21 protein-coding genes are annotated in these 26,440 nt (G+C 73.4%); 6 read left to right on the top strand and 15 right to left on the bottom strand.

Going from position 1 to position 26,440, the window contains the following annotated elements; genetic code table 11:
- Positions 1-5 precede the first annotated feature (5 nt).
- The 3 genes from DDW44_RS18350 to DDW44_RS18340 all read right to left on the bottom strand — a co-directional run bounded on the left by DDW44_RS18350 (position 6) and on the right by DDW44_RS18340 (position 8,032).
- Positions 6-3,164 (bottom strand): protein kinase, encoded by a 3,159-nt coding sequence (locus tag DDW44_RS18350; protein WP_108908870.1) that lies wholly within the window; start codon positions 3,162-3,164, stop codon positions 6-8.
- A gap of 250 nt (positions 3,165-3,414) precedes the next feature.
- Complete coding sequence (locus DDW44_RS18345; protein WP_108907090.1) at positions 3,415-6,162, bottom strand: serine/threonine protein kinase; 2,748 nt, start codon at positions 6,160-6,162, stop codon at positions 3,415-3,417.
- Positions 6,163-6,325: 163 nt separating this feature from the next.
- Entirely contained in the window at positions 6,326-8,032 is a 1,707-nt protein-coding gene (locus tag DDW44_RS18340; RefSeq protein ID WP_026165079.1) for a glycerol-3-phosphate dehydrogenase/oxidase, read from the bottom strand.
- Positions 8,033-8,252: 220 nt separating this feature from the next.
- Here DDW44_RS18340 and DDW44_RS18335 point away from each other — a divergent pair, with 220 nt between their 5' ends.
- On the top strand, positions 8,253-9,494 hold the full coding sequence (locus DDW44_RS18335; RefSeq protein WP_108907089.1) for a nucleotide sugar dehydrogenase: 1,242 nt from the start codon (positions 8,253-8,255) through the stop codon (positions 9,492-9,494).
- Positions 9,495-9,704: 210 nt separating this feature from the next.
- Here the strand turns inward: DDW44_RS18335 and DDW44_RS18330 are convergent, their stop codons facing one another.
- From DDW44_RS18330 to DDW44_RS18315, 4 genes are all read right to left on the bottom strand, one after another.
- Positions 9,705-10,829 carry a GuaB3 family IMP dehydrogenase-related protein gene (locus DDW44_RS18330; protein WP_017949596.1) on the bottom strand — a complete coding sequence of 375 codons (1,125 nt, stop codon included), beginning with the start codon at positions 10,827-10,829 and terminating at the stop codon, positions 9,705-9,707.
- A gap of 127 nt (positions 10,830-10,956) precedes the next feature.
- Entirely contained in the window at positions 10,957-12,459 is a 1,503-nt protein-coding gene (guaB, locus tag DDW44_RS18325) for an IMP dehydrogenase (RefSeq protein ID WP_108907088.1), read from the bottom strand.
- Between the two features lie 150 nt (positions 12,460-12,609).
- A complete protein-coding gene (locus tag DDW44_RS18320) occupies positions 12,610-13,197 on the bottom strand; it encodes a sigma-70 family RNA polymerase sigma factor (protein WP_017949598.1) in 588 nt (195 codons plus the stop codon).
- A gap of 334 nt (positions 13,198-13,531) precedes the next feature.
- Positions 13,532-14,143: a response regulator transcription factor gene (locus DDW44_RS18315; RefSeq protein WP_003948568.1), complete on the bottom strand. Its 612-nt coding sequence runs from the start codon at positions 14,141-14,143 to the stop codon at positions 13,532-13,534.
- 379 nt (positions 14,144-14,522) lie between these two features.
- On the opposite strand from DDW44_RS18315, the gene DDW44_RS18310 reads away from it, so the two are divergent.
- Complete coding sequence (locus tag DDW44_RS18310; RefSeq protein WP_017949599.1) at positions 14,523-14,846, top strand: WhiB family transcriptional regulator; 324 nt, start codon at positions 14,523-14,525, stop codon at positions 14,844-14,846.
- A gap of 106 nt (positions 14,847-14,952) precedes the next feature.
- On the opposite strand, the gene DDW44_RS18305 is transcribed toward DDW44_RS18310, so the two are convergent.
- Positions 14,953-15,843: a LysR family transcriptional regulator gene (locus DDW44_RS18305; protein ID WP_017949600.1), complete on the bottom strand. Its 891-nt coding sequence runs from the start codon at positions 15,841-15,843 to the stop codon at positions 14,953-14,955.
- 79 nt (positions 15,844-15,922) lie between these two features.
- Here DDW44_RS18305 and DDW44_RS18300 point away from each other — a divergent pair, with 79 nt between their 5' ends.
- The 3 genes from DDW44_RS18300 (at position 15,923) to DDW44_RS18290 (ending at position 18,510) form a co-directional block, all read left to right on the top strand.
- Positions 15,923-16,594 (top strand): MOSC domain-containing protein, encoded by a 672-nt coding sequence (locus tag DDW44_RS18300; protein ID WP_108907087.1) that lies wholly within the window; start codon positions 15,923-15,925, stop codon positions 16,592-16,594.
- Positions 16,595-16,846: 252 nt separating this feature from the next.
- Entirely contained in the window at positions 16,847-17,620 is a 774-nt protein-coding gene (locus DDW44_RS18295; protein ID WP_017949602.1) for an SDR family NAD(P)-dependent oxidoreductase, read from the top strand.
- Between the two features lie 197 nt (positions 17,621-17,817).
- Positions 17,818-18,510, top strand: a complete 693-nt coding sequence (locus tag DDW44_RS18290; protein ID WP_017949606.1) for an ester cyclase — start codon at positions 17,818-17,820, stop codon at positions 18,508-18,510.
- Positions 18,511-18,621: 111 nt separating this feature from the next.
- On the opposite strand, the gene groL is transcribed toward DDW44_RS18290, so the two are convergent.
- The 3 genes from groL to DDW44_RS18275 form a co-directional block, all read right to left on the bottom strand.
- Positions 18,622-20,244 (bottom strand): chaperonin GroEL, encoded by a 1,623-nt coding sequence (gene groL, locus DDW44_RS18285; RefSeq protein ID WP_108907086.1) that lies wholly within the window; start codon positions 20,242-20,244, stop codon positions 18,622-18,624.
- 100 nt (positions 20,245-20,344) lie between these two features.
- On the bottom strand, positions 20,345-20,653 hold the full coding sequence (gene groES / locus DDW44_RS18280) for a co-chaperone GroES (RefSeq protein ID WP_017949608.1): 309 nt from the start codon (positions 20,651-20,653) through the stop codon (positions 20,345-20,347).
- Positions 20,654-21,116: 463 nt separating this feature from the next.
- Entirely contained in the window at positions 21,117-22,244 is a 1,128-nt protein-coding gene (locus DDW44_RS18275; RefSeq protein WP_108907085.1) for a polysaccharide deacetylase family protein, read from the bottom strand.
- A gap of 87 nt (positions 22,245-22,331) precedes the next feature.
- Between DDW44_RS18275 and DDW44_RS18270 the strand changes: the two genes are divergently transcribed.
- Positions 22,332-23,609, top strand: coding sequence for a class I SAM-dependent methyltransferase (locus DDW44_RS18270; RefSeq protein WP_108907084.1), 1,278 nt, complete (start codon positions 22,332-22,334; stop codon positions 23,607-23,609).
- Positions 23,610-23,832: 223 nt separating this feature from the next.
- On the opposite strand, the gene DDW44_RS18265 is transcribed toward DDW44_RS18270, so the two are convergent.
- The 4 genes from DDW44_RS18265 to tsaB are packed head-to-tail and all read right to left on the bottom strand — an operon-like array spanning position 23,833 to position 26,378.
- Positions 23,833-24,117, bottom strand: coding sequence for a hypothetical protein (locus tag DDW44_RS18265; RefSeq protein ID WP_108907083.1), 285 nt, complete (start codon positions 24,115-24,117; stop codon positions 23,833-23,835).
- Entirely contained in the window at positions 24,114-25,238 is a 1,125-nt protein-coding gene (gene tsaD / locus DDW44_RS18260; protein ID WP_108907082.1) for a tRNA (adenosine(37)-N6)-threonylcarbamoyltransferase complex transferase subunit TsaD, read from the bottom strand. The genes DDW44_RS18265 and tsaD overlap by 4 nt, the downstream gene beginning before the upstream one ends.
- Positions 25,231-25,728: a ribosomal protein S18-alanine N-acetyltransferase gene (gene rimI, locus DDW44_RS18255; protein ID WP_017949613.1), complete on the bottom strand. Its 498-nt coding sequence runs from the start codon at positions 25,726-25,728 to the stop codon at positions 25,231-25,233. Before rimI ends, tsaD begins: the two co-directional genes overlap by 8 nt.
- Complete coding sequence (gene tsaB / locus DDW44_RS18250; protein ID WP_108907081.1) at positions 25,725-26,378, bottom strand: tRNA (adenosine(37)-N6)-threonylcarbamoyltransferase complex dimerization subunit type 1 TsaB; 654 nt, start codon at positions 26,376-26,378, stop codon at positions 25,725-25,727. Before tsaB ends, rimI begins: the two co-directional genes overlap by 4 nt.
- Positions 26,379-26,440: the final 62 nt, after the last annotated feature.

Here is a 26,440-nt window from a genome sequence, read left to right as displayed (position 1 = left end):
CGAGGTCAACTCGCGGCGCGGTACGCGGCCGTGGCCTGCTGGTAGATCTCGGTGACCTTGTCCCGCTGGCCCTCGGGCCCGATCACCTGCAGCACGTGGTACCGGTCACCGACGATCATGGCGAGGTTGCGTACGTACACCTCGCGTCCGGTGCTGTCCTGCCAGGTGAACTGGCCCTCCGCCATGGCCTGTTTGCCCACGTCGATCCGGCGCAGCCCGGAGGCCGTGGACCAGGAGGAGTCGCGGAACGGCTGGAGCTCGCGCTCCCTGTCGCGCTGGTACGCCATCGGGTCCGAGCCGTTCTCCCCGACGGAGTCCCGGCCGGGGACGACGATGAGCGTGAAGTCCCCACCGATGTAGCGGACCTGTCCGCTGTCGTTCACGGGTCTGCGCTGCCAGGTCTTGTCGACACCGATCCGGAAGCCCTCGGGGTCCACCCGGACGACATAGCCCTCGGCGAGGTCCACGGCGGGCGCCGAGGTCTGCGGCCCCTTCCCGTCCGGGGACGGGCCGCCGCCGGCCTCGCCGGCGGGGCCGCCCGGCCGGTCCGGCACCCGGGGCGAGGACGAGGCCGGTGCGGACGAGGATGACACCGGTGCCGACGAGGACGTGGACCCGGAGCCGGCCTTGGGCATGAACAGCACCGCGTAGGCGACGGCGGCGGCGAGAGCGAGCAGGATCAGGACGAGCAGCATCCGGCCCAGCGAGCGCGGGCTGCGCCCCGGCCGGTCACGGCGGCCCCCTGGGTCCCGGTGCTCCCGGGGTTCCCTGGATTCCCGGGGTTCCCTGGCCTTCTTGTGGCGGTGCCGGCCGCGGAGTTCGGCTGAACCGCCGCGGCGCCTGCGGACCAGCTCCCCCCTGCGCCGTACGACGGGGAGGCGGGTGCCGTCGACGGAGGGAAGCGGAACCACTTCGGCGCCCGCGTCGGGCTCCGGGGCGGAGCGTACGAGCGACCGCAGCCAGCCCCGCAGCTCCTCGAAGTCGGGTCGCTCGGTGGGGTCCTGACGCAGCAGGGACTCCACGACGGGACGCAGCGGACCGCACTCCTCGGCGAACGCCGGCGGCTCGGCGCAGACCAGCTGCACCAGTTCGGCCGCGTTCTCCTCCGGGTACGGGGCGTGGCCCTGCACCGCGCGGTACAGCAGGGCGCCGAGCGCCCACAGGTCGGTGGCCGGGCCGATGGGCGGGGCCAGCTGCCAGTTCTCGTGGACCGGGCCGGCCTGCTCGGGTGCCCAGCGCTCGGTGACCGCGCCGACGACCGCGATCCGGGTCTGCCGGGCGCGCTCGGCGGCGAGCGGTGTGGTGGGCCCTCGGTACTCCGCCGGGGGCGCTCCGGCGGCGACGACCTCGTCCCAGCGGCCGCCCGGGGAGACGGGCCGCACACCGCCGTACGCGTCGGCCCCCCGCTGGGCGTCGGCGCGCAGCGCGTCGCGGGCGTTGCCCCCGTACCCGGCCGCACCGCCGCCGGCCGGCACCGGAGCCGACCCGTCCGAGGCGGGGCCGGGCCCGTCGCGCCAGACACCCGCGAGCCGGGCTCGCCGGGGACCGCCGGGCGGGTCCTGAGGGGCTCCGCCGTAAGGGCCGTCACCGTCACCCGGGGCGCGGTGCTCGTCCGGGTACCCGGCGCCCTGGGTGTCGTGGGTGTCGTGGGTGTCGTGGGTGCCCTCGGTGTCGTGGGTGCCGTGGGCGTCGTAAGCGTCGTGGGGGTTCCCGGCGGCGCCGGCGTCCCCGGCGTCGTGGGCGTCGTGGGGGTACTCGGCGTCGTGGGCGTCGTGAGGGACCTGCGCGTCGCGGGCGTCGTAGGCGCCGCGGGGGTACCCGGTGTCGTGGGCGTACTCGGCGGCGCCGTCGCCGGGGCGGGACCACCACTGGGGGGCGGGCAGGGCGGCGCGCTGGGCGGGCAGGGCCGCACCGGAGCGGGGCGGGGGCACGACGCTGCCGGGGGGCGTCCCGGAGCCTTCCGCGGCGCCCCGTTCGTACCGCTCGTCCCGTACGCCGGGGTGGTGCAGCCGTCCGATGCCGGCCGGCCCGCCCGCGGGCGGCAGGGCCGTCCGGTCGCCCTCGCCGGCCGCCGTGGCGGCACTGACGGCCTCGTCCGGCCCGCCCTCGCCGCGGGCCGGTCCCCGCCGGTTCTCCTCGCTGATCCGGGCGGCGGCGCGGGTACCCGCCCGGTAGGCGGCGATGGCACCGGCCCGCGCGGCACGCGCATCGTCCCGGCCGCCGCCGAACCCGGGGCCGTACGCGGGAGGGACGTACCGGGCCGCGGCGCCGCGGCCGGGGAGGACCGGTCCGGGCGCCGGGTCCGGCGGGGACGCGGGTGCGGGCGGCCGCTCGTGAGGGGGCGGGGTGCGGTGAGGCTCCGCCTCGTGCGCTGCCGGGCCCGGGGGCCGCTGCCCGCCGGGGCCCGGCGGCACCGGCCCGGCCGGACGAGACGGCTCGTACGACGGACCTCGACGCGGCTCGTACGACGGCCCCTGCGGCGACCCGTACGGCGCATGGACCGGAGCATGGACGGGCGGATCGACCTGCGCATCGACCGGCTCGGCCTCCTCGATCCCCGCCTCGGGGTCCGGGACCGGCGCGTACCCGCAGAGGGCCTCCTCCGCGGCGCCCGCAGCGAGGCCGGTCAGCACGACGCGGCCGTCGTCGCACACGAGCACCGTGCGGACGGTGATGTTCCGGTGGGTCCAGCCGTGCGCGTGGAGGGCGCGCAAAGCCGTGAGCACGTCCGCGCCGATCTCCGCGGCCCGGTAGGGGTTCAGCGGCCGCTCCGCGAGCATCGCCGCGAGCGGACGGGCGGCGACCAGCTCACTCACTATCCACAGCGACCCGTCCTCGGCGAAGACGTCGAAGACCTGGTCGAGCCGCGGATGGTCGGGGATCTGCGCGGCGGCCTGCGCGGCCTCCACGGCCCGCCGCACCGCCGGATCGGTCGGCCTGCGGGTGGTGCGCCCGGAGGCCCGGCGCGGCGAGGGGAGGCCGGTGCCCCCCTGGTCGTCCAGCACCTCGGCCTCGACGACCTCCGGCAACGGGACCTGCCGCACGAGGACTTCCTGGCCGCTGTAGGTGTCGAAGGCGCGCGTCTCGACGAGTTCGTACTCGTCGGAGGGCGGCAGGGGCAGCCGGTAGCGGTCGGCCAGCACCCTTCCCGCGTAGTCGTCCACGACGCCTCCCACCAGCGTGCAGCTTTTCCGGCCCGGTGCTCCCCGTGCCCCGTCGGCGGGGCGTTCCCACCACGGGTCCCGGACCGGTGCCATGGTCGGTCGCGCGCGGCCCTGGTCGCCAGAGCCGCGCTCCCGGTCCCGCGGACCGCACGAAGCCGTCAATTCCGGTCGCTCACCGGCCTCTTGCGGCTGCGCTCGGTCCACGACCTCTCACGATACGTGGCGTGCCCAGTCCTTGGGGCCGAACCTCTCAGCCCTTCGGGGCGAACGTGGCGAACGCCGTGTCCCGGAGTGTGCGGCACTCCGCGCCGTCCCACTCGCCCGCCGCGCAGCTGATCATGATCGAGTAGCCGCGCCCGGCGTCGACCTTGAAGCCGCGGTTGAGCACCCGGACCCGCTCGCCGAGCTGGTTGCGCTCGAAGCTCCAGTCGGCGACCGTCGGATAGCCCTTGTACGCGACGGGCTTGATGCCGAGGTGCTTGTAGCCGTCGCTGCTGCCGCTCACCGCGGACCGCGCGGCGTTCCAGGCGGCCGCTGCGTCCGCCTTGGGGCTGTCGGTGAAGTCCACCTGGACGCGCGGGAAGCCGCCGTCCGCGCTGAAGATCGCTCCCGAGTTCACGCCCGCGGTGCCCGTGCGGCGGAAGGACTTCGGCATCGCCATGGTGAAGTGGAACTGATCGTTCGACACCATCGCGTACCCGGCCGGGAGCGCGCCGGCGGCGGGGGCCCCGGGGTCCGTGCCGCCGGACGGCTGGGCTCCGCCCGTGCCCCCGCCGTCCTCACCGGCGTCGCCCGTGGCCTGACCGTCACCCGTGGCCCGGCCGTCGCCCGTACCGGCGTCGCTCCCCGCGCTGCCGCCGTCGCCCTTGCCGCCGTCGTCCTGGGCGTCGCCGCCCGCGGCGGCCCCGGCGGAGGCGGTGTCGCTCTTGGGGCTGTTCTGCCCGCCCTGGTCACCGTCCCCGCCCAGCGCGACGACGAGCACGGTCGACAGCACCGCGAGCACGGCGACCACCGCGACGACCACCAGGGTGCGCCGCGGCACCACGTCGGTGAGCGATGCCCGCGCGGGGGACGTCCGGGTGGCGGTGCGTGTGGCCGAGGGGTCGGGGGCGCCGCCCCTGCCCACCGGCTGCCCGGCCTCGGTCTTCGCCGCGTTCCGCACGGAGCGGAGCGCTCCGCGGACCCGCTCGGCCGCCGCGTCGGCGGCCTCCCTGGCCCGCTCCCGGGCGGGAGCGGCCGACTCCGGCGGGACGGGAGGCAGGGCGACGACCCGGGTCGCCTCGGGTGAGGGCGCGGGCTCCGCCGGGCGCTCCGGGGTGTCGATCACGCTCCGCAGCAGCGCACGGGCGCCCGCGTCGTCGAGCCGCTGAGCCGGGTCCTTGGCGAGCAGGCCGTAGATGACCTCCTCGAGCGGCCCGGCGTTCTTCGGTGGGTCGAGCGGTTCGGTCATCACCGCGGTCAGCGTCGCGATGGCCGAACCCTTGTCGTACGGGGGGCAGCCCTCCACGCTCGCGTACAGCAGTCCGCCCAGCGACCACAGGTCGGCGGCCGGACCGGGTTTGTGGCCCCGGGCGCGCTCCGGGGAGATGTACGAGGGCGCGCCGACGAGCATGCCGGTGGAGGTGATCGACGGGTCGCCCTCGACCTGGGCGATGCCGAAGTCGGTGAGCACGACCCTGCCGTCGGAGGAGATGAGGACGTTGGACGGCTTCACATCGCGGTGCAGGATGCCCTCCCGGTGCGCGGACCGGAGGACGTCGAGGATGGCGAGACCGACCTCGGCGGCCCGCCGGGGCGTCAGGACGCCGTCCTCGCGGATGGCCTCCGCGAGCGACTTGCCCTCGATGAGTTCCATCACGATCCACGGGCGGTCGTCCTCGTCGACGACGTCGTAGACCGTCACGGCCCCGGTGTTGCGGATCCGGGCGATGGCCTTCGCCTCACGGAGGGTGCGGGTGATGAGACGGCGCTTCTCGTCCTCGTCGATGCTGTTGGGGAAGCGCAGTTCCTTCACGGCGACCGTGCGGCCGAGCGTTTCGTCGTCGGCCCGCCAGACGGTGCCCATGCCGCCGCGCCCGAGCACGCCTCCGAGCCGGTACCGGCCCGCCAGCAGCCGCCCTTCGGCGGTCGGCGCGGGCCGTGAGGAGGCCGATGCGGCCTGCGCGGCACCCGGCCGGCCGGCCGAACCGGGAGCCCCGGCCGCCGTCTTCGCCTCGCCCCGCCCGGAAGTCCCGCTGTCCGCCGCCCTCTCCGCCGGCCTTTTCGCGGAGCCCCGGCCGCCCTTGCCCGCGGCACCCGCTGCATCCGCGGCACCGGCTGCATCCGCTGCATCCGCGGCACCGGCTCCCGCCGGGCCGGACCCGGCGTCCGCGGCCCCGCCCGTACCGGCGCCGCGGCCCGTGCCCCGCGAGGCGGCCGGGAGTGCCGCACGGCTGTCCGGTTCCTCCGCCGCCGAACGGCTGCCCGGCTCCTCCGCCGCGGGCTCCGCCAGGTCCACGGGCTTCGCCAGGTCCGCGCGCTCCGCCGCCGGCCCGGATCCCGCACCGGCCACCGGGGCGCCGGGGCGGGGGTCCGGCCGCCTGCCCGTGCTCTGTGACCCACCGTCCTTCATCAGGTCCGCCTGCCCGGCCGCGGGCTTCGCACGCGTACCGCCGCCGTCCAACGGCGGGTTCGCGCCACCGGAGCCGGGCCCGGCCGGAGTGCCCCCGGCATCCGGCCCCGCGTCCTCGGCCGCGGCAACGCTCTGTGCCCCGGCGCCACCGTCCCGGTGGGCCGCGTCGCCCGACGCACCGCGCACGGGTTCTCCCGCCGTGTCCCGCGCCGCGTCCCGGTCCGCCGTCCCGTCCGGACCGCCGTCTCCGGACCCGGAGCCCGCATCCGTGCGCCCGGCCCGCTTCCCGGCCGAACTCGCCGTGGCGTCCGCGCCGGTGGCGCGCTCGCCCTCCCGCCGCGTGTCCCGAAGGGGTTCCCGTGCCGTGTCCCGCTTCGCCTCCGACATGCGTCCCCTCTGCGATCCCTGATCCTCGCCCGCGCCCGCCGCGCCCGCGCGATGCGGTAACCCGCCCTGGAAGAGCCCCCATTCTCTCTCACTCCGGGACCGGTGGAAGTCCCGGGTCCATCGAGCGTCAGGAAGGCTACGGAGAAAGGGATTCCGCAGGATCCTAGATCGGGACGATGTCCGGCGCGCCCAGCCGCGCCGCGTCGGCGGTCAGGTCGTCGGGCTGCAACTGCGACTCGCGCTCGGCCTCCACCCGCTTCTCGTAGTGCTCGACTTCCTTCTCGATCTGCGCCTTGTCCCAGCCGAGCACCGGGGCCATCAGCTCGGCGCACTCCCGTGCGCAGCGCGTGCCCCGGTCGAACGTCTCGATGGATATGCGGGTCCGCCGGGTGAGTACGTCGTCGAGGTGCCGGGCGCCCTCGTGGGAGGCGGCGTAGACGACTTCGGCCCGCAGGTAGTCGTCGGCGCCGGTCAGCGGGCGGCCCAGCCCGGGGTCGGCCGCGACGAGCTCCAGCAGTTCCTCGGTCATGGACCCGTACCGGTTCAGCAGGTGCTCGACGCGGGCGACATGGAGCCCCGCCCGCTCCGCGATCCTCGCTCGTGCGTTCCACAGGGCGCGGTAGCCCTCGGCACCCAGCAGCGGCACGTCCTCCGTGACGCACTCCGCGACCCGGCGGTCCAGCCCGTGCACCGCCTCGTCCACCGCGTCCTTCGCCATCACCCGGTACGTCGTGTACTTGCCGCCGGCCACCACCACCAGGCCGGGCACCGGGTGCGCCACCGTGTGCTCGCGGCTGAGCTTGCTCGTCGCCTCCGACTCCCCGGCGAGCAGCGGGCGCAGCCCCGCGTACACCCCCTCGACGTCGTCGCGGGTGAGCGGGACGGCGAGCACCGAATTCACCTGCGCCAGCAGGTAGTCGATGTCGGCGCTGGAGGCGGCCGGGTGCGCCTTGTCCAGGTCCCACTCGGTGTCCGTGGTGCCGACGATCCAGTGCCGGCCCCACGGGATGACGAAGAGGACGGACTTCTCGGTGCGCAGGATCAGGCCGGTGGCCGAGTGGATCCGGTCCTTGGGCACCACGAGATGGATGCCCTTGGAGGCCCGGACGTGGAACTGCCCGCGCTCGCCGATCATGGCCTGGGTGTCGTCGGTCCACACCCCCGTGGCGTTCACCACCTGCTTCGCCCTGATCTCGTACTCCCCGCCCGTCTCGACGTCCTTGACCCGGGCGCCGACGACCCGCTCGCCCTCGCGCAGGAAGCCGATGACGGGTGCCCGGCTGGCGGCGAGCGCGCCGTACGCGGCGGCCGTGCGCACCAGGCTCGCCACGTAACGGGAGTCGTCCATCTGGGCGTCGTAGTACTGCAGGGCACCGACCAGGGCGTCCTTCCGCAGGCACGGGGCCACCCGGAGGGCGTGCCTGCGGGTGAGATGGCGGTGCACCGGCAGGCCGCGGCCGTGACCCGAGGACACCGACATCGCGTCGTACAGCGCGACGCCCGCTCCGGCGTAGACCCGCTCCCAGCCCTTGTGCTGGAGCGGGTAGAGGAAGGGCACGGGCTTCACGAGGTGCGGGGCGATCCGCTCCAGCAGCAGTCCGCGCTCCTTGAGCGCCTCGCGCACCAGCGCGAAGTCCAGCATCTCCAGATAGCGCAGCCCGCCGTGGATCAGCTTGCTGGATCTGCTCGAGGTGCCCGACGCCCAGTCACGCGCCTCGACGATCGCGGTGGACAGTCCGCGCGTCACCGCGTCCAGCGCGGTGCCCGCGCCGACCACCCCGCCACCGACCACCAGCACGTCCAGCTCGTGCTCCGCCATCGCGGCCAGGGCCTCGGCGCGCTGTGCCGGTCCCATCGTCGCAGTCCTCACGGTGCCTCCCGTCGCCCCCACTGGTCGGGCCCACACACTTGATTCTGTCCGCACTCCCGGACTTCAGCCACCGCCTGTGGACAACACTCGGGCGACCAGAGGCGCGCAATACCGCATAACGGTCATATTTACTCCTAGTCTGACATTGCCCCTGCTCGTTCTGTCCACAGGACTTGCGCGTCACGTGCCCCTCGGCTATTGGGAAGGACGGCCCACCGCCATGCCCGCAGATCTCGCCGTCATCGGACTCGGCCACCTCGGACTGCCCCTCGCCCAGGCCGCGGCAGCCGCGGGCATCAAGACCCTCGGCTACGACCCCGACCCACGCCCCGCCGCCGAACTCGCCGCGGGACGTCCGCCCGTGAGCGGCTCCCTCAGCGCGTCGGAGATCCGCCGGATGCTCTCGGGGGGCTTCCGGCCCACCACCGACCCCGCCGAGCTGGGCCGGGTGCGCACCGCGGTCATCTGCGCGCCCACCCCCCTCGGACCGGACCGCAGGCTCGACCTCTCGGCGGTCGGCGACGCCGCCCGGGCACTGGCCGCGCGGCTGCGGCCGCACACCACCGTGCTGCTCGAGTCCGCGGTCGAGCCCGGCACCACGGAGGGCTATCTGCGGCCCATCCTGGAGGAGGGCTCGGGGCTGCGGGCGGGCGCCGACTTCCATCTGGCGTACTCGCCCAGCCGGCTCGACCCCGGCAACCGCGCCCACGGCCAGGCCAACACCCCGCAGGTGATCGGCGGCCTGACGCCGGCCTGCACCGAGTCGGCGGCGGCCTTCTACAGCCGGGTCAGCGACAAGGTGGTCCGCGCCCGCGGACTGCGCGAGGCAGAGGCCGTCAAGCTCCTGGAGACCAACTTCCGGCACGTCAACATCGCCCTGGTCAACGAGATGGCGGTGCTCTGCCACGACCTCGGCGTCGACCTCTGGGACGTCATCCGCTGCGCCGAGACCAAGCCGTTCGGGTTCCAGGCCTTCCGGCCCGGTCCCGGGGTGGGCGGGCACGGCCACCCCGTCGGCACGGTCGGGCCGCACCGCTCCCTGCCGCTCGTCGAACTCGCGGGCCAGATCAACGAGCGGATGCCTGGTTACGTCGTCCAGCGCTGCGCGACCCTGCTCAACGAGCACGGCAAGTCGGCCCGCGCGGCCCGGATCCTGCTGCTCGGCGTCACCTACAAGCCGGACCTCGCCGACCAGCAGGGCTCACCCGCCCCCGAGATCGCGCGCCGCCTGATGGAGCTGGGCGCCTCGGTCGGCTACCACGACCCCTATGTGACGGACTGGCGCGTCCACGACCGTCCGGTACCCCGCGCCGACTCGCTGTACGAGGCGGCGGCCACCGCGGACCTCACCGTGCTGCTGCAGCACCACCGCACGTACGACCTGCAGGGCCTGGCGGTCAAGGCGCAGATCTTCCTGGACACCAGGGGGGCCTCCCCGGCGGGGGCGGCGCACCGCCTGTGACACCGCGGGGGTGCGGGGCCCGGCACCGCGGCGGACGCCCGGGCCCGCGCACCGCCCGGGAGCCCGGCACCGCATGCGGGCCGCCGGGCCGCTCGACGCCCCCTGGAACCGAAGCTTGGGTTCAAGGGGTCGTCGACGCCCCGCGGAACCGAGGTACGGCCCGGGCCCCTCGACACCCCCCGGAACCGAGGTACGGCCCGGGCCGGACCGTCAGCGCTTGTGCTGGGAGTCCGCGACCGTCACCTCGACCCGCTGGAACTCCTTGAGCTCGCTGTAGCCGGTCGTCGCCATGGCACGCCGGAGGGCGCCGAAGAAGTTCATCGAGCCGTCCGGGGAGTGCGACGGGCCGGTGAGGATCTCCTCCGTCGTACCGACGATGCCCAGGTCGACGAGCTTGCCGCGGGGCACGTCCTCGTGCACCGCCTCCATGCCCCAGTGGTGGCCGCGGCCGGGCGCGTCCGTCGCGCGGGCCAGCGGGGAGCCCATCATCACGGCGTCCGCGCCGCAGGCGACGGCCTTCGGGAGGTCGCCGGACCAGCCGACACCGCCGTCGGCGATGACGTGGACGTACCGGCCGCCGGACTCGTCCATGTAGTCCCGGCGGGCGGCGGCGACGTCCGCGACCGCCGTCGCCATGGGCACCTGGATGCCCAGCACATTGCGGGTGGTGTGCGCCGCTCCGCCGCCGAAGCCGACCAGGACGCCCGCCGCGCCGGTGCGCATCAGGTGCAGCGCCGCCGTGTACGTGGCGCAGCCGCCGACGATGACCGGGACGTCGAGCTCGTAGATGAACTGCTTCAGGTTCAGCGGCTCCGCCGCGCCGGAGACGTGCTCGGCGGAGACCGTCGTACCGCGGATGACGAAGATGTCCACGCCCGCGTCGACGACCGTCTTGGAGAACTGCGCGGTGCGCTGCGGCGACAGGGCGGCGGCCGTGACGACGCCGGAGTCGCGCACCTCCTTGAGGCGCTGCCCGATCAGCTCCTCCTTGATCGGCGCGGCGTAGATCTCCTGCAGACGGCGGGTCGCGCTCTCGGCGGGCAGCCCGGCGATCTCGTCGAGCAGCGGCTGCGGGTCCTCGTGCCGGGTCCACAGGCCCTCGAGGTTCAGCACGCCCAGTCCGCCCAGCTCACCGATGCGGATGGCGGTCTGCGGCGAGACGACGGAGTCCATGGGGGCGGCCAGGAACGGCAGCTCGAACCGGTAGGCGTCGATCTGCCACGCGATCGAGACCTCCTTCGGGTCCCGGGTGCGCCGGCTCGGTACGACGGCGATGTCGTCGAACGCGTACGCCCTGCGGCCGCGCTTGCCGCGCCCGATCTCGATCTCAGTCACGATATGTGGCCTTTCCCTCTACGTCTGCGCCTACCAGTATCCCCGACGCACATGCCGGGGGCGGTCCCGGGAATCCCCGGAACCGCCCCTGCGGAAACGCGGCCGCCGCCACCTGCGGCGGTGCGCGCTACTTCCTGCTGTAGTTCGGCGCCTCGACCGTCATCTGGATGTCGTGCGGGTGGCTCTCCTTGAGACCCGCCGAGGTGATCCGGACGAACCGGCCGCGCTCCTGCAGCTGCGGCACCGTGCGGCCGCCGACGTAGAACATCGACTGGCGCAGACCGCCGACGAGCTGGTGGACGACCGCGGAGAGCGGGCCGCGGTAGGGCACCTGGCCCTCGATGCCCTCGGGGACGAGCTTCTCGTCGGAGGCGACGCCCTCCTGGAAGTAGCGGTCCTTGGAGAAGGAGCGCTGGTCGCCGCGGGACTGCATGGCGCCGAGCGAGCCCATGCCGCGGTACGACTTGAACTGCTTGCCGTTGATGAAGAGCAGCTCGCCCGGGGACTCCTCGCAGCCGGCCAACAGCGAGCCGAGCATCACCGTGTCGGCGCCCGCGACCAGGGCCTTGGCGATGTCGCCGCTGTACTGGAGGCCGCCGTCGCCGATGACCGGGACGCCCGCCTCCCTGGCGGCGAGGGACGCCTCGTAGATCGCGGTGACCTGCGGGACGCCGATACCGGCGACGACACGGGTGGTGCAGATGGAGCCGGGCCCGACGCCGACCTTGATGCCGTCCACGCCCGCGTCGATGAGCGCCTGGGCACCGTCACGGGTGGCGACGTTGCCGGCGATGACGTCCACCGGGGCGTTGGACTTGATCTTGGCGACCATGTCGCCGACCAGCTTGGAGTGGCCGTGGGCGGTGTCGACGACGATGAAGTCGACACCGGCCTCGATCAGGGCCTGGGCGCGCTCGAAGGCGTCGCCCGCGACGCCGACCGCGGCACCGACCAGGAGCCGGCCGTCCTTGTCCTTCGCGGCGTTGGGGTACTTCTCCGCCTTGACGAAGTCCTTGACGGTGATCAGGCCCTTGAGGATGCCGGCGTCGTCGACCAGCGGAAGCTTCTCGATCTTGTGGCGGCGCAGCAGCTCCATGGCGTCCACGCCCGAGATGCCGACCTTGCCGGTCACCAGCGGCATCGGGGTCATGACGTCGCGCACCTGCTGGGAGCGGTCCGTCTCGAAGGCCATGTCGCGGTTGGTGACGATGCCGAGCAGCTTGCCGGCCGCGTCGGTGACGGGGACGCCGCTGATCCGGAACTTGGCGCAGATCGCGTCGGCCTCGGCGAGCGTCGCGTCGGGGTGCACCGTGATCGGGTCGGTGACCATGCCGGACTCGGAGCGCTTCACCAGGTCGACCTGGTTGGCCTGGTCGGCGATCGAGAGGTTGCGGTGCAGTACGCCCACGCCGCCCTGCCGGGCCATGGCGATGGCCATGCGCGACTCGGTGACCTTGTCCATGGCGGCGGACAGCAGAGGGATGTTCACCCGCACGTTCTTCGAGACGTGCGAGGAGGTGTCGATCTGGTCGGGCGCCATGTCGGACGCGCCGGGCAGGAGCAGCACGTCGTCGTAGGTCAGCCCGAGTGTCGCGAATTTGTCGGGCACTCCGTCGACGTTGGCAGTCATGACACCTTCCCCAAATGGCCTTGATCGGTGCGGATGTCCATGCTAACGGGATCCGGAGGTGTCACGTTCCACGATCAAGATCACCGAGCAGCTTTGTACGTTCGTACGTACGGACGCGGCGCCCGCAGGGTTCAGCCGCCGCCCTCCACGCTACTGCTCGGCGAGCGCCCGCAGCCTGCTGAGGGCCCGGTGCTGGGCGACCCGGACCGCGCCCGGCGACATGCCGAGCATCTGCCCGGTCTCCTCCGCGGTGAGCCCGACCGCGACCCGCAGCACCAGCAGCTCGCGCTGGTTCTCCGGGAGGCTGGCGAGGAGCCTCTTGGCCCACTCCGCGTCGTCGCTGAGCAGCGCGCGCTCCTCGGGACCCAGCGAGTCGTCCGGCCGCTCCGGCATCTCGTCGGACGGCACCGCGGTGGAGCCGGGGTGCCGCATGGCGGCCCGCTGCAGATCGGCGACCTTGTGCGCCGCGATCGCGAAGACGAACGCCTCGAAGGGGCGCCCGGTGTCCCGGTAGCGCGGCAGCGCCATGAGGACCGCGACGCAGACCTCCTGCGCGAGGTCCTCGACGAAGTGACGCGCGTCACCGGGCAGCCGGCTCAGCCGGGTGCGGCAGTACCGCAGCGCCAGGGGGTGCACCCGGGCCAGCAGATCGTGCGTGGCCTGGTCGTCGCCGTCGACGGCACGCTGGACGAGGGCACCGATGGCCCCCTGGGCAGCCGCCGCCTCGTCGTCACGCATCGGTCCATGGTGCCCTGGCTGCCGCTGCTCCGTGGCACCGCGTCCGTAGTTGTGCACCGAAGCGTTATGAGCAGGTGCGCCGGAACTCATCTCCTGCGCCCTCCCCTTGCGCTCGACCGAATCGTCCCCGAGGAACTCCACACCTCAAGGATGCGGCATCGCGCGGTAAACGTGTCCCCGCCGTCGGCCGCCGCCCCGCCCACCGCATGACGGGCGGGACTCGCGATGCCGTCGGGACCGAGCGGCGGGGACCCGGGCGCGCGTCGCGTGCACGACGGCCGCGCGCCCCTCCGGTGCGCCCGCCGGGACCGGTCCCGGCTTCGCCCGGCACCGCTCAGCGGACCAGGCCCCAGCGGAATCCGAGCGCGACGGCGTGCGCCCGGTCCGAGGCACCCAGCTTCTTGAACAGCCGCCTGGCGTGGGTCTTCACCGTGTCCTCGGACAGGAACAGCTCACGCCCGATCTCGGCGTTGGACCTGCCGTGGCTCATCCCCTCGAGTACCTGGATCTCCCGGGCGGTGAGGGTCGGCGCCGCGCCCATCTCGGCCGAGCGCAGCCGGCGCGGGGCGAGCCGCCAGGTCGGGTCGGCGAGGGCCTGGGTGACCGTGGCCCGCAGCTCGGCGCGCGAGGCGTCCTTGTGCAGGTATCCACGGGCGCCGGCGGCGACGGCGAGCGCGACGCCGTCCAGGTCCTCGGCGACGGTGAGCATGATGATCCGGGCTCCGGGGTCCGCGGAGAGGAGCCGGCGGACCGTCTCGACGCCGCCCAGTCCGGGCATGCGTACGTCCATCAGAATCAGATCCGAGCGATCGGCCCCCCAGCGGCGGAGGACTTCCTCGCCGTTGGCCGCGGTCGTCACGCGCTCCACGCCGGGCACGGTTGCCACCGCGCGGCGGAGCGCCTCTCGGGCGAGCGGGGAGTCGTCGCAGACGAGGACGGATGTCATGGCCGCCCTCCGCAGCTGATGCGCGTCACCTTGAGCCTCCAGGCTGGTTACGTATCGTCACCTGTGCGGTTGACGCCCCCGGACTCGTGCCCGAGTGCTGGTTCTCTCAACCGCCTCCGCCCTCTCAACGACGGTCACTCGAAAGAGTTACGGGCGGGCCGGGCACCTTCGGCACTCTACGTGAGGACCCGTGAGCGGAGGAGAGCGACACAGCTCAACCGCATGCCAGTTGGCCGGTATGCCCCATTTAGCTGCATTTCTTCCCATTTGTTGGTGTCTGCGACTAGATTCGCAATGAGTCATATTTACATCTACTTACACCGTAGATGTACGGTCGGAGCTCAGAACCACTCAGCACGGCTACAAGGGGACATGCGCTATGGCAGATTTCTCCCGCCTTCCCGGACCGAACGCCGATCTGTGGGACTGGCAGCTGCTCGCAGCATGCCGTGGGGTAGACAGCTCACTCTTCTTCCATCCCGAGGGGGAACGCGGCGCGGCAAGGAGTGCGCGCGAGAACTCGGCGAAAGAGGTCTGCATGAGGTGCCCGGTACGGGCGGAGTGCGCGGCGCACGCACTCGCGGTCCGGGAGCCCTACGGGGTGTGGGGCGGACTCACGGAGGACGAGCGCGAGGAGCTCATGGGGCGGGCCCGGCACCGGCTGATCCCGGCGGGTGGCGCGGGCGGCGCGCCGCACGGCTGACCCGGAGCCGTGACGACTGGAGAAGAAACGTTCCTGCAGCGTCCGGGGCGCAACCGGGGACGTCCGCCGCCCGGGACGGCGCACCCGGGGGGCGTTGTGCCGCGCGTCAGCGCGCGGCGGCCATGGCCAGCCTGTCCAGAGTGGCCGCGACCGCGGGCACCTGAGCCAGATCGGGCAGCGTCAGGGCCACGATCTCGCGGTGGACGGGGGGCTCCACCGCAACCGTCCGGGCCCCCTTGGGCAGTACGGACTCCAGTGCGAGCCCCGGCAGCACCGCGACGCCGAGACCGGCGCCGACGAGTCCGACCACGGCCGGGTAGTCGTCCGTGGCGAAGTCGATCCTGGGGGTGAACCCCGACTCCTCGCAGACCTCCACGAGCCGGCGCCGGCAGCGCGGGCATCCGGCGATCCAGGGCTCGTCCGCCAGGTCCGCGATGGAGACGGAGTCCGCGTCCGCGAGGCGGTGCCCCTCCGGTACCAGCCCCGTGAGCCGGTCGCTGAGCAGCGGCCGCACGACGAGGTCCGACCACTCCGTGCCCCCGGTGCCGTACCGGAACGCCAGGGCCACGTCGCAGTCCCCCTCCCGCAGCATCTCCTCGGAACGCGGCGGCTCGGCCTCGACGAGGGAGACACGGGTGCCCGGGTGCGCTGCCCGCAGGGCCGCGAGGGCGGTGGGCACCAGCGTGGAGCTGCCGCTGGGGAACGACACCAGCCGGACCCGGCCGGAGCGCAGCCCGGCGATCGCGGCGACCTCCTCCTCGGCGGCGGTGAGCCCGGCCAGGATCCCCGCGGCATGACGCACCAGCGCCTCCCCTGCCTGGGTGAGGCGCATCTCCCGGCCGGTCCGCACCAGCAGCGGGGTGCCCGCGGACGCCTCGAGGGCCTTCATCTGCTGGCTGACGGCGGGCTGGGTGCAGCCCAGCTCACGGGCCGCCGCGGAGAAGGAGCCGGTGGCGGCCACGGCGCGCAGGACGCGGAGGTGGCGGGGTTCGATCACCCCTCGATCATAAGAGACACTTGGGGCAGATGTGAGATATGCGATGGATGCTTTGAGGCGCTGGGCTTAGCGTCGGGGCATGGAACTCCTCTCCGTGAACGTGGGGCGGCTCAGGGCCGTCGAGCACACCTCCGCTGCCAGTGGCCTCAGCGCTGTGGACAAGCAGCCCGTCGCGGGCCCGGTGCGGGTCTTCGCCCCCGGGCCGCGGGGCACAGGAGCGAGCGGGGTGGAGGGGGACGAGATCGGCGACCCCCGCTTCCACGGGGGCGAGGACCGGGCCGTCAGCGCGTACGCCCGTGAGGACCTCGACCGCTGGGAACGCGAGCTGGGCCGGACGCTGGCGGACGGCGCGTTCGGGGAGAACCTCACCACCACCGGCCTCGACGTGAACGGGGCCCTCATCGGGGAGCGCTGGCTCATCGGCTCCGGTGCGGTCCTGGAGGTCACGGGCGGCCGGGTGCCCTGCAGCACGTTCCAGGGGCACCTCGGGGAGCAGGGGTGGGTCAGGCGGTTCACCCGGGCGGGGCAGCCGGGCGCGCTGCTGCGGGTGATCGAACCGGGGACGCTCCGGGCCGGCGACCCGGTGCGGGTGGTGCACCGCCCGGACCACGACGTCACCGTCGCGCTGCTGTTCAGGGCGGCCACCCTGGAGCGCCGGCTGCTGCCGCGCACGCTCGTCGCGGCGCCGTGGATGGAGTCCGCACTGCTGAAGACCGCCCGGGAGTACACGGAGAAGCACGGCGGCGGCTGACGGTGCTTCGGGTACGGCACCCCGCGGGCGGCGGACCGCGGGGCGGCCGACCCGCAGCCGGAAGGGGGGACCGGGCTGCCGCCGGAAGGGGGGACCGACCTGTCGCCGGAAGGGGGTGGGGGGGCGGACCTGCCGCCGCACGCGGTGGGGGCGGCCTGCGGCGGCGCCTGCTCCCCGTCGGGCCGGGTGACGCCCGGCACCGCGGCCGGGCCCGCACGGCGCGCATGCGCGCGGCGCACTAACGTGCCGCCTATGACGACAGCACTCATCACGGGCTCGACGGCGGGCATCGGGGCCGCGTTCGCACGGCGGCTCGCGGCCGACGGACACGATCTGGTCCTGGTGGCCCGGGACACCAAGCGCCTTCAGGATCAGGCCACCGAACTCCACGACCGGCACGGCATCGAGGCGGAGGTACTGACCGCCGATCTGGCCGAGGACGACGGCATCTCCTCGGTGGAGAAGCGGCTCGACGACCGCAGGCGGCCGGTGGACCTGCTCGTCAACAACGCCGGTTTCGGGAACAAGGGGCGTTTCCTCGAGGTCTCCATGGCCGACGAGCTGAGGATGCTGAAGGTGCACTGCGAGGCGGTGCTGCGGCTGACGGCCGCGGCCACCGCACCGATGCGCGACCGGGGCCGCGGCGGGGTGGTGAACGTGGCGTCGGTCGCCGCGTTCGTGCCGCGGGGCACCTACGGGGCGTCGAAGGCGTGGGTCGTGCAGTTCACCCAGGGGGCGGCGCGCGACCTGGCGGGCACCGGAGTGCGGCTGATGGCTCTCTGCCCGGGGTTCGTGCGCACCGAGTTCCACCAGCGGGCGGGGATGGGCACGGACAACATCCCCGGCTGGATGTGGCTGGACGCCGACAAGCTGGTGTCCTCGGCGCTCGCCGATCTGGCGCGCGGCAGGACGCTGTCGGTGCCGGACCCGCGCTACAAGGCTCTGATGGGCGTGGTGAAACTGGCCCCGCGCGGCCTGCTCGGCGGGGTGAGCTCCCGGGCGGGCCGCAAGTACGGGCCGAAGTAGTCCCGCCCTGCCGGGTCGCAGGGAGGGGCCGATCACAAGCCCGGCCGGGTCGGCCGCATCGGCCGCAGCCGCAGCCGGTCGTCCCGGCACAACCGCTCACCCGGCAGGGCAAACGGCAGGACAAATCAGGGCGGAGTGTCCGTATTTCACTAGAATGGGTGCATTCGACGCAGCGCCCCATCCGCCCGGGAGACACCATGACCTTCGTACAGATGATCGACTGCAAGACGGATCGCGTCGAGGAGCTCAACCGGCTCCTGGACATCTGGGTCGAGCAGACCAGGGGGAAGCGCACCGCCACCCACAACGTCCTCGCGCAGGACCGCTCCGACGGGACCCATCTGGTGGAGATCGTCGAGTTTCCCTCGTACGAGGACGCGATGCGCAACTCCAACCTCCCCGAGACCGACCGGATCTTCCAGGAGATGGTCGCGCTGTGCGACGGGATGCCGACCTTCACCGACCTGGAGGTCATCCGCGACGAGCAGTTGCACAAGGAGGTGTGCGCCCGGTTCTTCACCGAGGCCCTCACCGGTGACCCGGGGCTGCTCGACGGACTGCTCACCCGGGACTACCACGACCACGACCCGGCCAACTCCCCGGACGTGATCGGCGTCGAGGCGCTGCGCGGCGAAATCGCCCTGTGGCGCGACGCCTTCGACTACACCTTCACCCTCGAGGACCAGGTCGCCGAAGGCGACCGGGTCTGCACCCGCTGGACGTGGGAGGGCACGCACAAGGGCGAGTTCCTGGGCCTCGCGCCCACCGGCAGGCAGGTCTCGATGACCGGGACGACCGTCCACCGGCTCCACGAGGGCCTGATCTGCGAGGGCTGGTGGCAGTACGACCGGCTCGGGCTGATGGGCCGGCTGGGGGCGCTGGAGATGTAGCGGCCGGCCGCGCCCGGCCCGTGCGCAGCCCGCACCCAAGGGAAATGCCACCGCCCCCTCCCGGGGAGCGGTGGCATTCCGGTGTCCTGAACGGACGGTGGGCCCTACGGGTCAGTGGGCGTGGCCGTGACCGTGGCCCGCGTCCGCCGGCTCCTCTTCCTTCTTCTCCACCACGAGAGTCTCGGTGGTGAGCAGCAGGGAGGCGATGGAGGCGGCGTTCTCCAGGGCCGAGCGGGTGACCTTGACCGGGTCGATGACGCCGGCCTTCACCAGGTCGCCGTACTCGCCGGTGGCGGCGTTGAAGCCGTTGCCCTTGTCCAGCTCCGCGACCTTGGCGGTGATGACGTAGCCCTCAAGGCCGGCGTTCTCGGCGATCCAGCGCAGCGGCTCGACGGCGGCGCGGCGCACGACCGCGACACCGGTGGCCTCGTCGCCGTCCTTGCCGAGGTTGCCCTCCAGCACCTTGACGGCGTGGACCAGGGCGGAGCCGCCACCGGAGACGATGCCCTCCTCGACCGCGGCGCGGGTCGCGGAGATGGCGTCCTCCAGACGGTGCTTCTTCTCCTTCAGCTCCACCTCGGTGGCGGCGCCGACCTTGATCACGCACACGCCGCCGGCCAGCTTCGCGAGGCGCTCCTGGAGCTTCTCGCGGTCCCAGTCGGAGTCCGTGGACTCGATCTCGGCCTTGATCTGCGCGATGCGGCCGGCCACGTCCTCGCTCTTGCCGCCGCCGTCGACGATCGTGGTGTCGTCCTTGGTGACGGTGATGCGGCGGGCGGTGCCCAGCACGTCCAGACCGGCCTGGTCGAGCTTGAGGCCGACCTCCTCGGCGATGACGGTGGCACCGGTGAGGGTGGCCATGTCCTGCAGCATCGCCTTGCGGCGGTCACCGAAGCCGGGGGCCTTGACCGCGACCGCGTTGAAGGTTCCGCGGATCTTGTTGACGACGAGGGTGGACAGGGCCTCGCCCTCCACGTCCTCGGCGATGATCAGCAGCGGCTTGGAGGCACCGGCCTGGATGACCTTCTCCAGCAGCGGGAGCAGGTCCTGGATGGAGGAGATCTTGCCCTGGTTGATGAGGATGTACGGGTCGTCGAGGACGGCCTCCATACGCTCCTGGTCGGTCACCATGTACGGCGACAGGTAGCCCTTGTCGAAGGCCATGCCCTCGGTGAAGTCCAGCTCCAGACCGAAGGTGTTGGACTCCTCGACGGTGATCACACCGTCCTTGCCGACCTTGTCCATCGCCTCGGCGATGAGCTCGCCGACCTGCTGGTCCTGGGCGGACAGCGCGGCGACGGCGGCGATGTCGGACTTCTCCTCGATCGGGCGCGCGGTGGCGATCAGCTCGTCGGAGACGGCCTTGACCGCGGCGTCGATGCCCTTCTTCAGGGCGGCCGGGGAGGCGCCGGCGGCGACGTTGCGCAGACCCTCGCGGACCAGCGCCTGGGCGAGCACGGTGGCGGTGGTGGTGCCGTCACCCGCGATGTCGTTGGTCTTGGTCGCCACCTCCTTCACCAGCTGGGCGCCGAGGTTCTCGTACGGGTCCTCGATCTCGACCTCGCGGGCGATCGTGACACCGTCGTTGGTGATGGTGGGGGCACCGAACTTCTTGTCGATCACGACGTTGCGGCCCTTGGGGCCGATCGTCACCTTGACCGTGTCGGCGAGCTTGTTGACGCCGCGCTCAAGGGCGCGACGGGCGTCCTCGTCGAACTTCAGGATCTTCGCCATGGAGCTTCTCAAGTCCTCTCAAAGCGAACCGCGCCCCTCGCCGCCCGGCTTCATCATCAGCGGGGGCCAGGGGCGCGGCTCTGGGCAAATCTGCGGTGAACTACTTCTCGACGATCGCGAGCACGTCGCGGGCCGAGAGGACGAGGTACTCCTCGCCGCTGTACTTCACCTCGGTGCCGCCGTACTTGCTGTACAGCACGACATCGCCGGTCTTGACGTCGAGCGGAAGACGCTCGCCGTTCTCGAAGCGGCCCGGGCCGACGGCCAGGACGACGCCCTCCTGGGGCTTCTCCTTGGCGGTGTCCGGAATGACCAGGCCAGAGGCGGTGGTCTGCTCGGCGTCGAGCGGCTGGACCACGATGCGGTCCTCGAGCGGCTTGATGGCAACCTTGGAGCTGGTGGTCGTCACGATCCGACCTCCCCCTTCGGAGATCTCACGGGGTTCATCTGTCTGAGGTGGCGACCAGGTGGATCCGTCGTCGCGGGTGCCGGACCTGCCCGTCGCTGTGTTGGCACTCTCCGGTGGGGAGTGCCAGAGCCGAGACTATGACCGGGATTAGCACTCGGTCAAGCGGAGTGCCAATCCACTGCGTGTTCGGCCGGTTCCCTCCACCCGGTCCGGTGCGTCGCCCCGGGTGGCGCGGCCGCGGGGAAACCGCGGGGACGGGCCCGCCAAGCGACCGCGCGGCGGGCCCGACGGCGGCCGCCCGTCATCCCGGGCCGGGCACCCGGCTGCGGGCCTCACGCCCCGTCACCTCGCGCCCGGCGCCCGGCATCCGAGCCCCGAGCCTCCACCCGGCGCGCCCCCACGCGCCTCGTGCGCCTCGCGCCCCTACGCGCCTCACGCCGGCAGGCGGCAGGGCAGGCCGGTCTCAGACGTAGTCCTCCAGCCGCGCCACGGCGTAGCCCTTCGCCGTGACGACCTTCATCACATGGCGGATCATGTCCGGCATGCTGCCCTTCCACTCCGCCTTGCCGCGGAAGTGCGTGAGGATGATGTCGCCGGGGTGCAGGTCGCGGTCCCACTCGCGCCACTCCATGTGGTCGGGGAACGCCTCCGCCGCCCACAGCGGCACGGCCTTCACACCGCAGGACGCGGCGGCCCGCAGGGTGTCCCGGTTGTAGCTGCCGTACGGGGGCCGGAACAGCCGCGGCCGCTTGCCGAACCGCTTCTCCATCCTGGTCTGCTGCCCGCAGATCTCCGCCTTCTGCTTCGCGTACGGCAGCGCCGGCAGATAGGGGTGGGTGAGCGTGTGGTTGTGCAGGGAGACGCCGCGGCCCTGCATCTTCTCGAAGTAGCCGTAGTCGTCGCGGACGACGTAGTCGCTGAGGAAGGCGCTGTACGGGATTCGCAGCTCGCTCATCATCCGCAGCAGCTCCGGGTCCTTCTCCGCGCCGTCGTCGATCGTCAGGAAGACGACCTTCTGCTTGGTGGGCACGGTGGTGAAGACGGGCGGCAGGCCCTTGTGGCGGTCGACCTCGAAGCCCTTGCGGGTGGTGACCCTCGGCTTCTTGCCGGGCGGCGGGGGCGCGGGGAGCGGGGTCTGCGCGAGTCCCCAGCGCTTGGCCGCGACCGCCCGGGCGGCCTGGATCTTCTTCAGGCGCTTCGCACGCGCCTCGGCCGCGGCGGCCTTCTCGCCCGCCCGCTCCCGGTTCCCACCGCGCTCGCCCTTGCCGCGGTCCCCGCCGTTCCCTGCGGAGTCCTTCCGGTCTCCCTCGCCGCCCTTCTCCTTCCGGGCCTCCCGCCCCGGCGCCCCCGAGGAAACCGGGGAAGCCGAGGAAGCCGAGGAAGCCGGGGAAGCCGGGGAAGCCGAGGAAGCCGACGAACCCGGTGCTCCCGAGGAACCCGGCGACCCCGAGGACCCCCGCTCCCGGCCGTGCGGAGGAGCAGCGGCCGAGCCGGAGGCACCCGCCTTCCCGGTGGCCCCGGCCCCGCCGGGGGCCTGACCGGACCCGGCGGCACAGCCCGATCCGACGGCCATCGCGAGCAGCACGCACATCCAGGTGCGCCTGCGCCGAATTGCTGGCTTCTTTTCGTTTTGTCGTACTTGCCGCATGGCGTCGCATCCTGTCAGCGCCGCGCGCCCATGAGCGCCGACCGCGCCGCCCGGCCGCACACCGTCCCCCGGCTGGCCGACAATGGCCGGGTGAACGACGCCGGCTCGCCCTCCCCCCTCGCCCCTCTGCTCACCGCCGAAGGGCAGGCCCTGCTCGCCGCTCTCCGGGACTACGACCCGGGACAGGAACTGGCCGTCGCCACCAGGCTGCGCCGCGACCACCCGGCCGGGCTGGTCTCGGCGGCGCTGACACAGGCACGGCTGAGGCAGCGGGCGGTGGCGAAGTTCGGTGCCGGGGACGCGTACCGGATGTACTTCACGCCCAACGGCGTGGAGCAGTCGACGCGGGCGTCCGTCGCCGCCCACCGGGCCGCCCGGTTCGCGGCGCTCGGGGTACGGAGTGTGGCGGACCTGTGCTGCGGCATCGGCGGTGACGCGATCGCGCTCGCCCGCGCCGGGATCTCCGTACTCGCGGTGGACCACGACCCGGCCGCCGCCGACGTCGCCCGGGCCAACGCCGAGGCACTGGGGCTGGCCTCGCTGATCGAGGTCCGCCGGGCCGATGTCACCGAGGTCGGGACGTCCTCCTACGACGCCGTCTTCGTCGACCCCGCCCGCCGCGCCGGCCGGCCGGGGGGCGGGCGCGGGCCGAAGGGCGGCAGCGGCCGGATCTTCGACCCGGAGGCGTACTCGCCGCCGCTGTCCTGGGCCGTCGGCGCGGCGCGCACGGCGCGCTTCGCCGCGCTCAAGATCGCCCCCGGCGTCCCGCACGAGGCGATCCCCGGGGACGCCGAGGCCGAGTGGATCTCCGACCACGGGGACGTGAAGGAGGCCGTGCTCTGGTTCGGCACCGCGCCGGGCACCCGGCGCGCCACCCTGCTGCCGAACGGGGCCCGGCTCGCCGGGCGCGGACTGCCCGACCCGGCGGTGCGGAAGACGGGCCGCTACCTCTACGAGCCCGACGGCGCGGTCATCCGCGCCCATCTGGTCGCGGAGGTCGCCGAGGAACTCGACGGCGGGCTGCTCGACGCGACGATCGCGTACATCACGGCCGACGAGCTGCGCCCGACGCCCTGGGCGACCGCGTACGAGATCACCGACGAACTCCCGTTCAACCTGAAGAAGCTCAAGGCCCTGCTGCGCGAGAGGGAGGTCGGCACGCTCACCGTCAAGAAGCGGGGATCGGCGGTCGAACCCGAGGAGCTGCGCCGCAGGGTGAAGCCGAGCGGACCGAACGCGGCCACCGTCTTCCTGACCCGGGTGGCCGGCGCACCCACCGTTCTCATCGGGGCGCCGGCAACCGTCTGAGCGGCTGCGGACGGGCGTCTGACGGACGGAGGGGGCCGCCGGACGGAGGGGGCCGCCTGACGGCCGGAGAGCCGACTGACGGGCTGCAGGCGTCCGCGTGACGGGCTTGCACCCGCGTGACGGGCAGCACGCACCCGCGCGGCAGGCTGCGGGCGTCCGTGTGGCGGGCAAGCACGCACCCGCCCGGCGGGCGCCGCCACCGCCCGCCCGGCCCGGCGAGGGCTCAGCCGCCGGTGAAGTCCGCTGCGGAGAAGTCGAGCGACTGGAAGCGCCAGCGGTGCACCGGGCGGCCGATCAGCGCGGCGTCCGGGTCCGGGAGCTCGGGGAGGCGGTCGTCCGGGCCGTCCGTCTCCCACCAGGTCAGCACCAGCACCCGCTCCCCCGGCGCCCGGAAGGTCTCCCGGCGCAGCGGGGCCGCCCCGAGGGTCTGCGCGCGGGCCCATTCCAGCAGTTCCCCGCCGCGTCCGGAGGCCGCCCTGGCCTCCCACATCAGGGTGACGACGGTCATGAGTAGAGGTTGTCCTTGCTGACCTCGTGCACATGGTCGTGGTCGTGCACATGGTCGTGCGCATGGCCCGGGTGGTGCTCGCCCGGGACATGAGGGTCGGTCACCGGCAGCGAGGAGTCGGCGGAAAGCTCCCAGTCCGAGGCGGGCCGGTTCCTGGCGACCATCTCGGCGCCGAGCGCGGCGACCATCGCCCCGTTGTCCGTGCACAGCTTCGGCCGGGGTACCCGCAGCCGGATCCCGGCGCGCTCGCAGCGTTCCTCGGCCATCGCGCGCAGCCGGGAGTTCGCGGCGACCCCGCCGCCGATCATCAGGTGGTCGACGCCCTCGTCCTTGCAGGCCCGTACGGCCTTCCGGGTCAGCACGTCGACCACGGCCTCCTGGAAGGACGCGGCGACATCCCGCACGGGGACGTCCTCGCCCGCGTTGCGCTTGGCCTCGATCCACCGCGCCACGGCCGTCTTCAGCCCGGAGAAGGAGAAGTCGTACGCGGGATCGCGGGGTCCGGTCAGCCCCCGCGGGAACGCGATCGCCTCGGGGTCGCCCTCCTTCGCGAGGCGGTCGATGACCGGGCCGCCGGGGAAGCCGAGGTCCAGTACCCGGGCGATCTTGTCGAAGGCCTCGCCCGCCGCGTCGTCGATCGTCGCCCCCATGGGCCGTACGTCGGCGGTGATGTCGGGCGCGAGCAGCAGCGACGAGTGCCCGCCGGAGACCAGCAGGGCCATCGTGGGCTCGGGCAGCGGGCCGTGCTCCAGCTGGTCGACGCAGATGTGGGAGGCGAGGTGGTTCACCCCGTACAGCGGCTTGCCCAGCGCGTACGCGTACGCCTTGGCGGCGGAGACGCCCACCAGCAGCGCGCCGGCGAGGCCCGGGCCCGCGGTGACCGCGATGCCGTCCAGGTCCCTGGCGGTGACCCCGGCCTCCGCGAGGGCGCGCTCGATGGTCGGGACCATCGCCTCGAGATGGGCGCGGGAGGCGACCTCCGGCACCACCCCGCCGAAGCGCGCGTGCTCGTCGACGCTGGAGGCGATGGCGTCCGCGAGGAGCGTCGTCCCGCGGACGATGCCCACGCCCGTCTCGTCGCAGGACGTCTCGATGCCGAGTACGAGGGGTTCGTCAGCCATGGTTCCGGGTTCCTTGTGCGTCGTGTACGTGCAGCCGCATCACGAGGGCGTCGATGTTGCCGGGTTGGTAGTAGCCGCGGCGGAAGCCGATCGGCTCGAAGCCGAAGCGCTCGTACAGCTTCTGGGCCCGGGTGTTGTCCACCCGTACTTCGAGCAGGACCTCGTCGCACTCCCACGCGGTCGCGTGCTGCAGCAGGTCGGTGAGGAGCCGGGCGCCGAGGCCCGTGCCCCACTGGTCGCGGGTGACGGCGATGGTCTGGACGTCGCCGAGCCCGCCGGCCGCCGCGAGGCCCGCGTAGCCGGCGATCCGCCCGTCCGCCGGGTCCTGGGCGACCACATAGCGGCGGGTCGCCTGCGGGCCGCGCGCGTGCGCCAGTTCGGACCAGAACATGCCCGGGGACCAGGCGTCCTCCGGGAACAGCTCGCGCTCGATGTCCAGCACCGGCGCGATGTCCCACCAGCGCATCTCGCGCAGGACGGGGGTGCTCACCGCGGCGTGACCACCTTGTAGTTCTTGGGCACCTGGGCGTCCGGGCGGCGCAGGTACAGCGGCCGCGGCGGCAGCAGTTCCTCGCCGGCGGCCAGCTTCCCTGCGGCCAGCGCGGCGAGGGCGGCCGCCGACTGGTGCTCGGGGCCCCGGGCGTCCGGGAAGACCTCGGGGTACAGCAGGGCACCGGCGCCGACCGCGGGGAGCCCCGCGACCCGACCGGCGATCTCGGCCGGCCGGTCGACCGCGGGCTCGCCGGTCCTGCTGCGGAAGTCGTCGTACCGCGCCCAGTAGACCTCCTTGCGCCGCGCGTCCGTGGCGACCGTGAACGGCTCCCGGAGCCCGGCGGCGTACGCCAGCCCGTCCAGCGTGCAGACGCCGTGGACCGGGACCCCGAGCACCGAGCCGAAGGTGGCGGCGGTGACCAGGCCCACGCGCAGCCCGGTGTACGGGCCGGGCCCGACGCCGACGACGATTCCGGTGACCGCGTCGAGTTTCAGCCCGGCGGTGGTGAGGACCCGGTCGACGGAGGGCAGCAGCAGTTCCCCGTGCCGGCGGGCGTCGACCTGGGTGGACTCGGCGACGACGGAGTCGCCGTCGTGGAGGGCGACGGTGACGGCGGGGGTGGCGGTATCAACGGCGAGCAAGAGCACGCAAACAGCCTACGGCCCCCGCGACGGGGGCACGGCGTCCCGTTCCGCCGCCACCCTGCTGC

This window comes from Streptomyces tirandamycinicus, assembly GCF_003097515.1.
Taxonomy (GTDB): Bacteria; Actinomycetota; Actinomycetes; order Streptomycetales; family Streptomycetaceae; genus Streptomyces; species Streptomyces tirandamycinicus.
Note: the sequence above shows the minus strand (reverse complement) of the source record. Positions and strands in the feature narration are given on the sequence as shown.

Coding starts and splice junctions, on each gene's coding strand:
- DDW44_RS18345 (WP_108907090.1), bottom strand. CDS start 6,162: ATGTCGGAGGCGAAGCGGGACACGGCACGGGAACCCCTTCGGGACACG.
- DDW44_RS18335 (WP_108907089.1), top strand. CDS start 8,253: ATGCCCGCAGATCTCGCCGTCATCGGACTCGGCCACCTCGGACTGCCC.
- guaB (WP_108907088.1), bottom strand. CDS start 12,459: ATGACTGCCAACGTCGACGGAGTGCCCGACAAATTCGCGACACTCGGG.
- DDW44_RS18320 (WP_017949598.1), bottom strand. CDS start 13,197: ATGCGTGACGACGAGGCGGCGGCTGCCCAGGGGGCCATCGGTGCCCTC.
- DDW44_RS18315 (WP_003948568.1), bottom strand. CDS start 14,143: ATGACATCCGTCCTCGTCTGCGACGACTCCCCGCTCGCCCGAGAGGCG.
- DDW44_RS18310 (WP_017949599.1), top strand. CDS start 14,523: ATGGCAGATTTCTCCCGCCTTCCCGGACCGAACGCCGATCTGTGGGAC.
- DDW44_RS18300 (WP_108907087.1), top strand. CDS start 15,923: ATGGAACTCCTCTCCGTGAACGTGGGGCGGCTCAGGGCCGTCGAGCAC.
- DDW44_RS18295 (WP_017949602.1), top strand. CDS start 16,847: ATGACGACAGCACTCATCACGGGCTCGACGGCGGGCATCGGGGCCGCG.
- DDW44_RS18290 (WP_017949606.1), top strand. CDS start 17,818: ATGACCTTCGTACAGATGATCGACTGCAAGACGGATCGCGTCGAGGAG.
- groL (WP_108907086.1), bottom strand. CDS start 20,244: ATGGCGAAGATCCTGAAGTTCGACGAGGACGCCCGTCGCGCCCTTGAG.
- DDW44_RS18275 (WP_108907085.1), bottom strand. CDS start 22,244: ATGTGCGTGCTGCTCGCGATGGCCGTCGGATCGGGCTGTGCCGCCGGG.
- DDW44_RS18270 (WP_108907084.1), top strand. CDS start 22,332: ATGAGCGCCGACCGCGCCGCCCGGCCGCACACCGTCCCCCGGCTGGCC.
- DDW44_RS18265 (WP_108907083.1), bottom strand. CDS start 24,117: ATGACCGTCGTCACCCTGATGTGGGAGGCCAGGGCGGCCTCCGGACGC.
- tsaD (WP_108907082.1), bottom strand. CDS start 25,238: ATGGCTGACGAACCCCTCGTACTCGGCATCGAGACGTCCTGCGACGAG.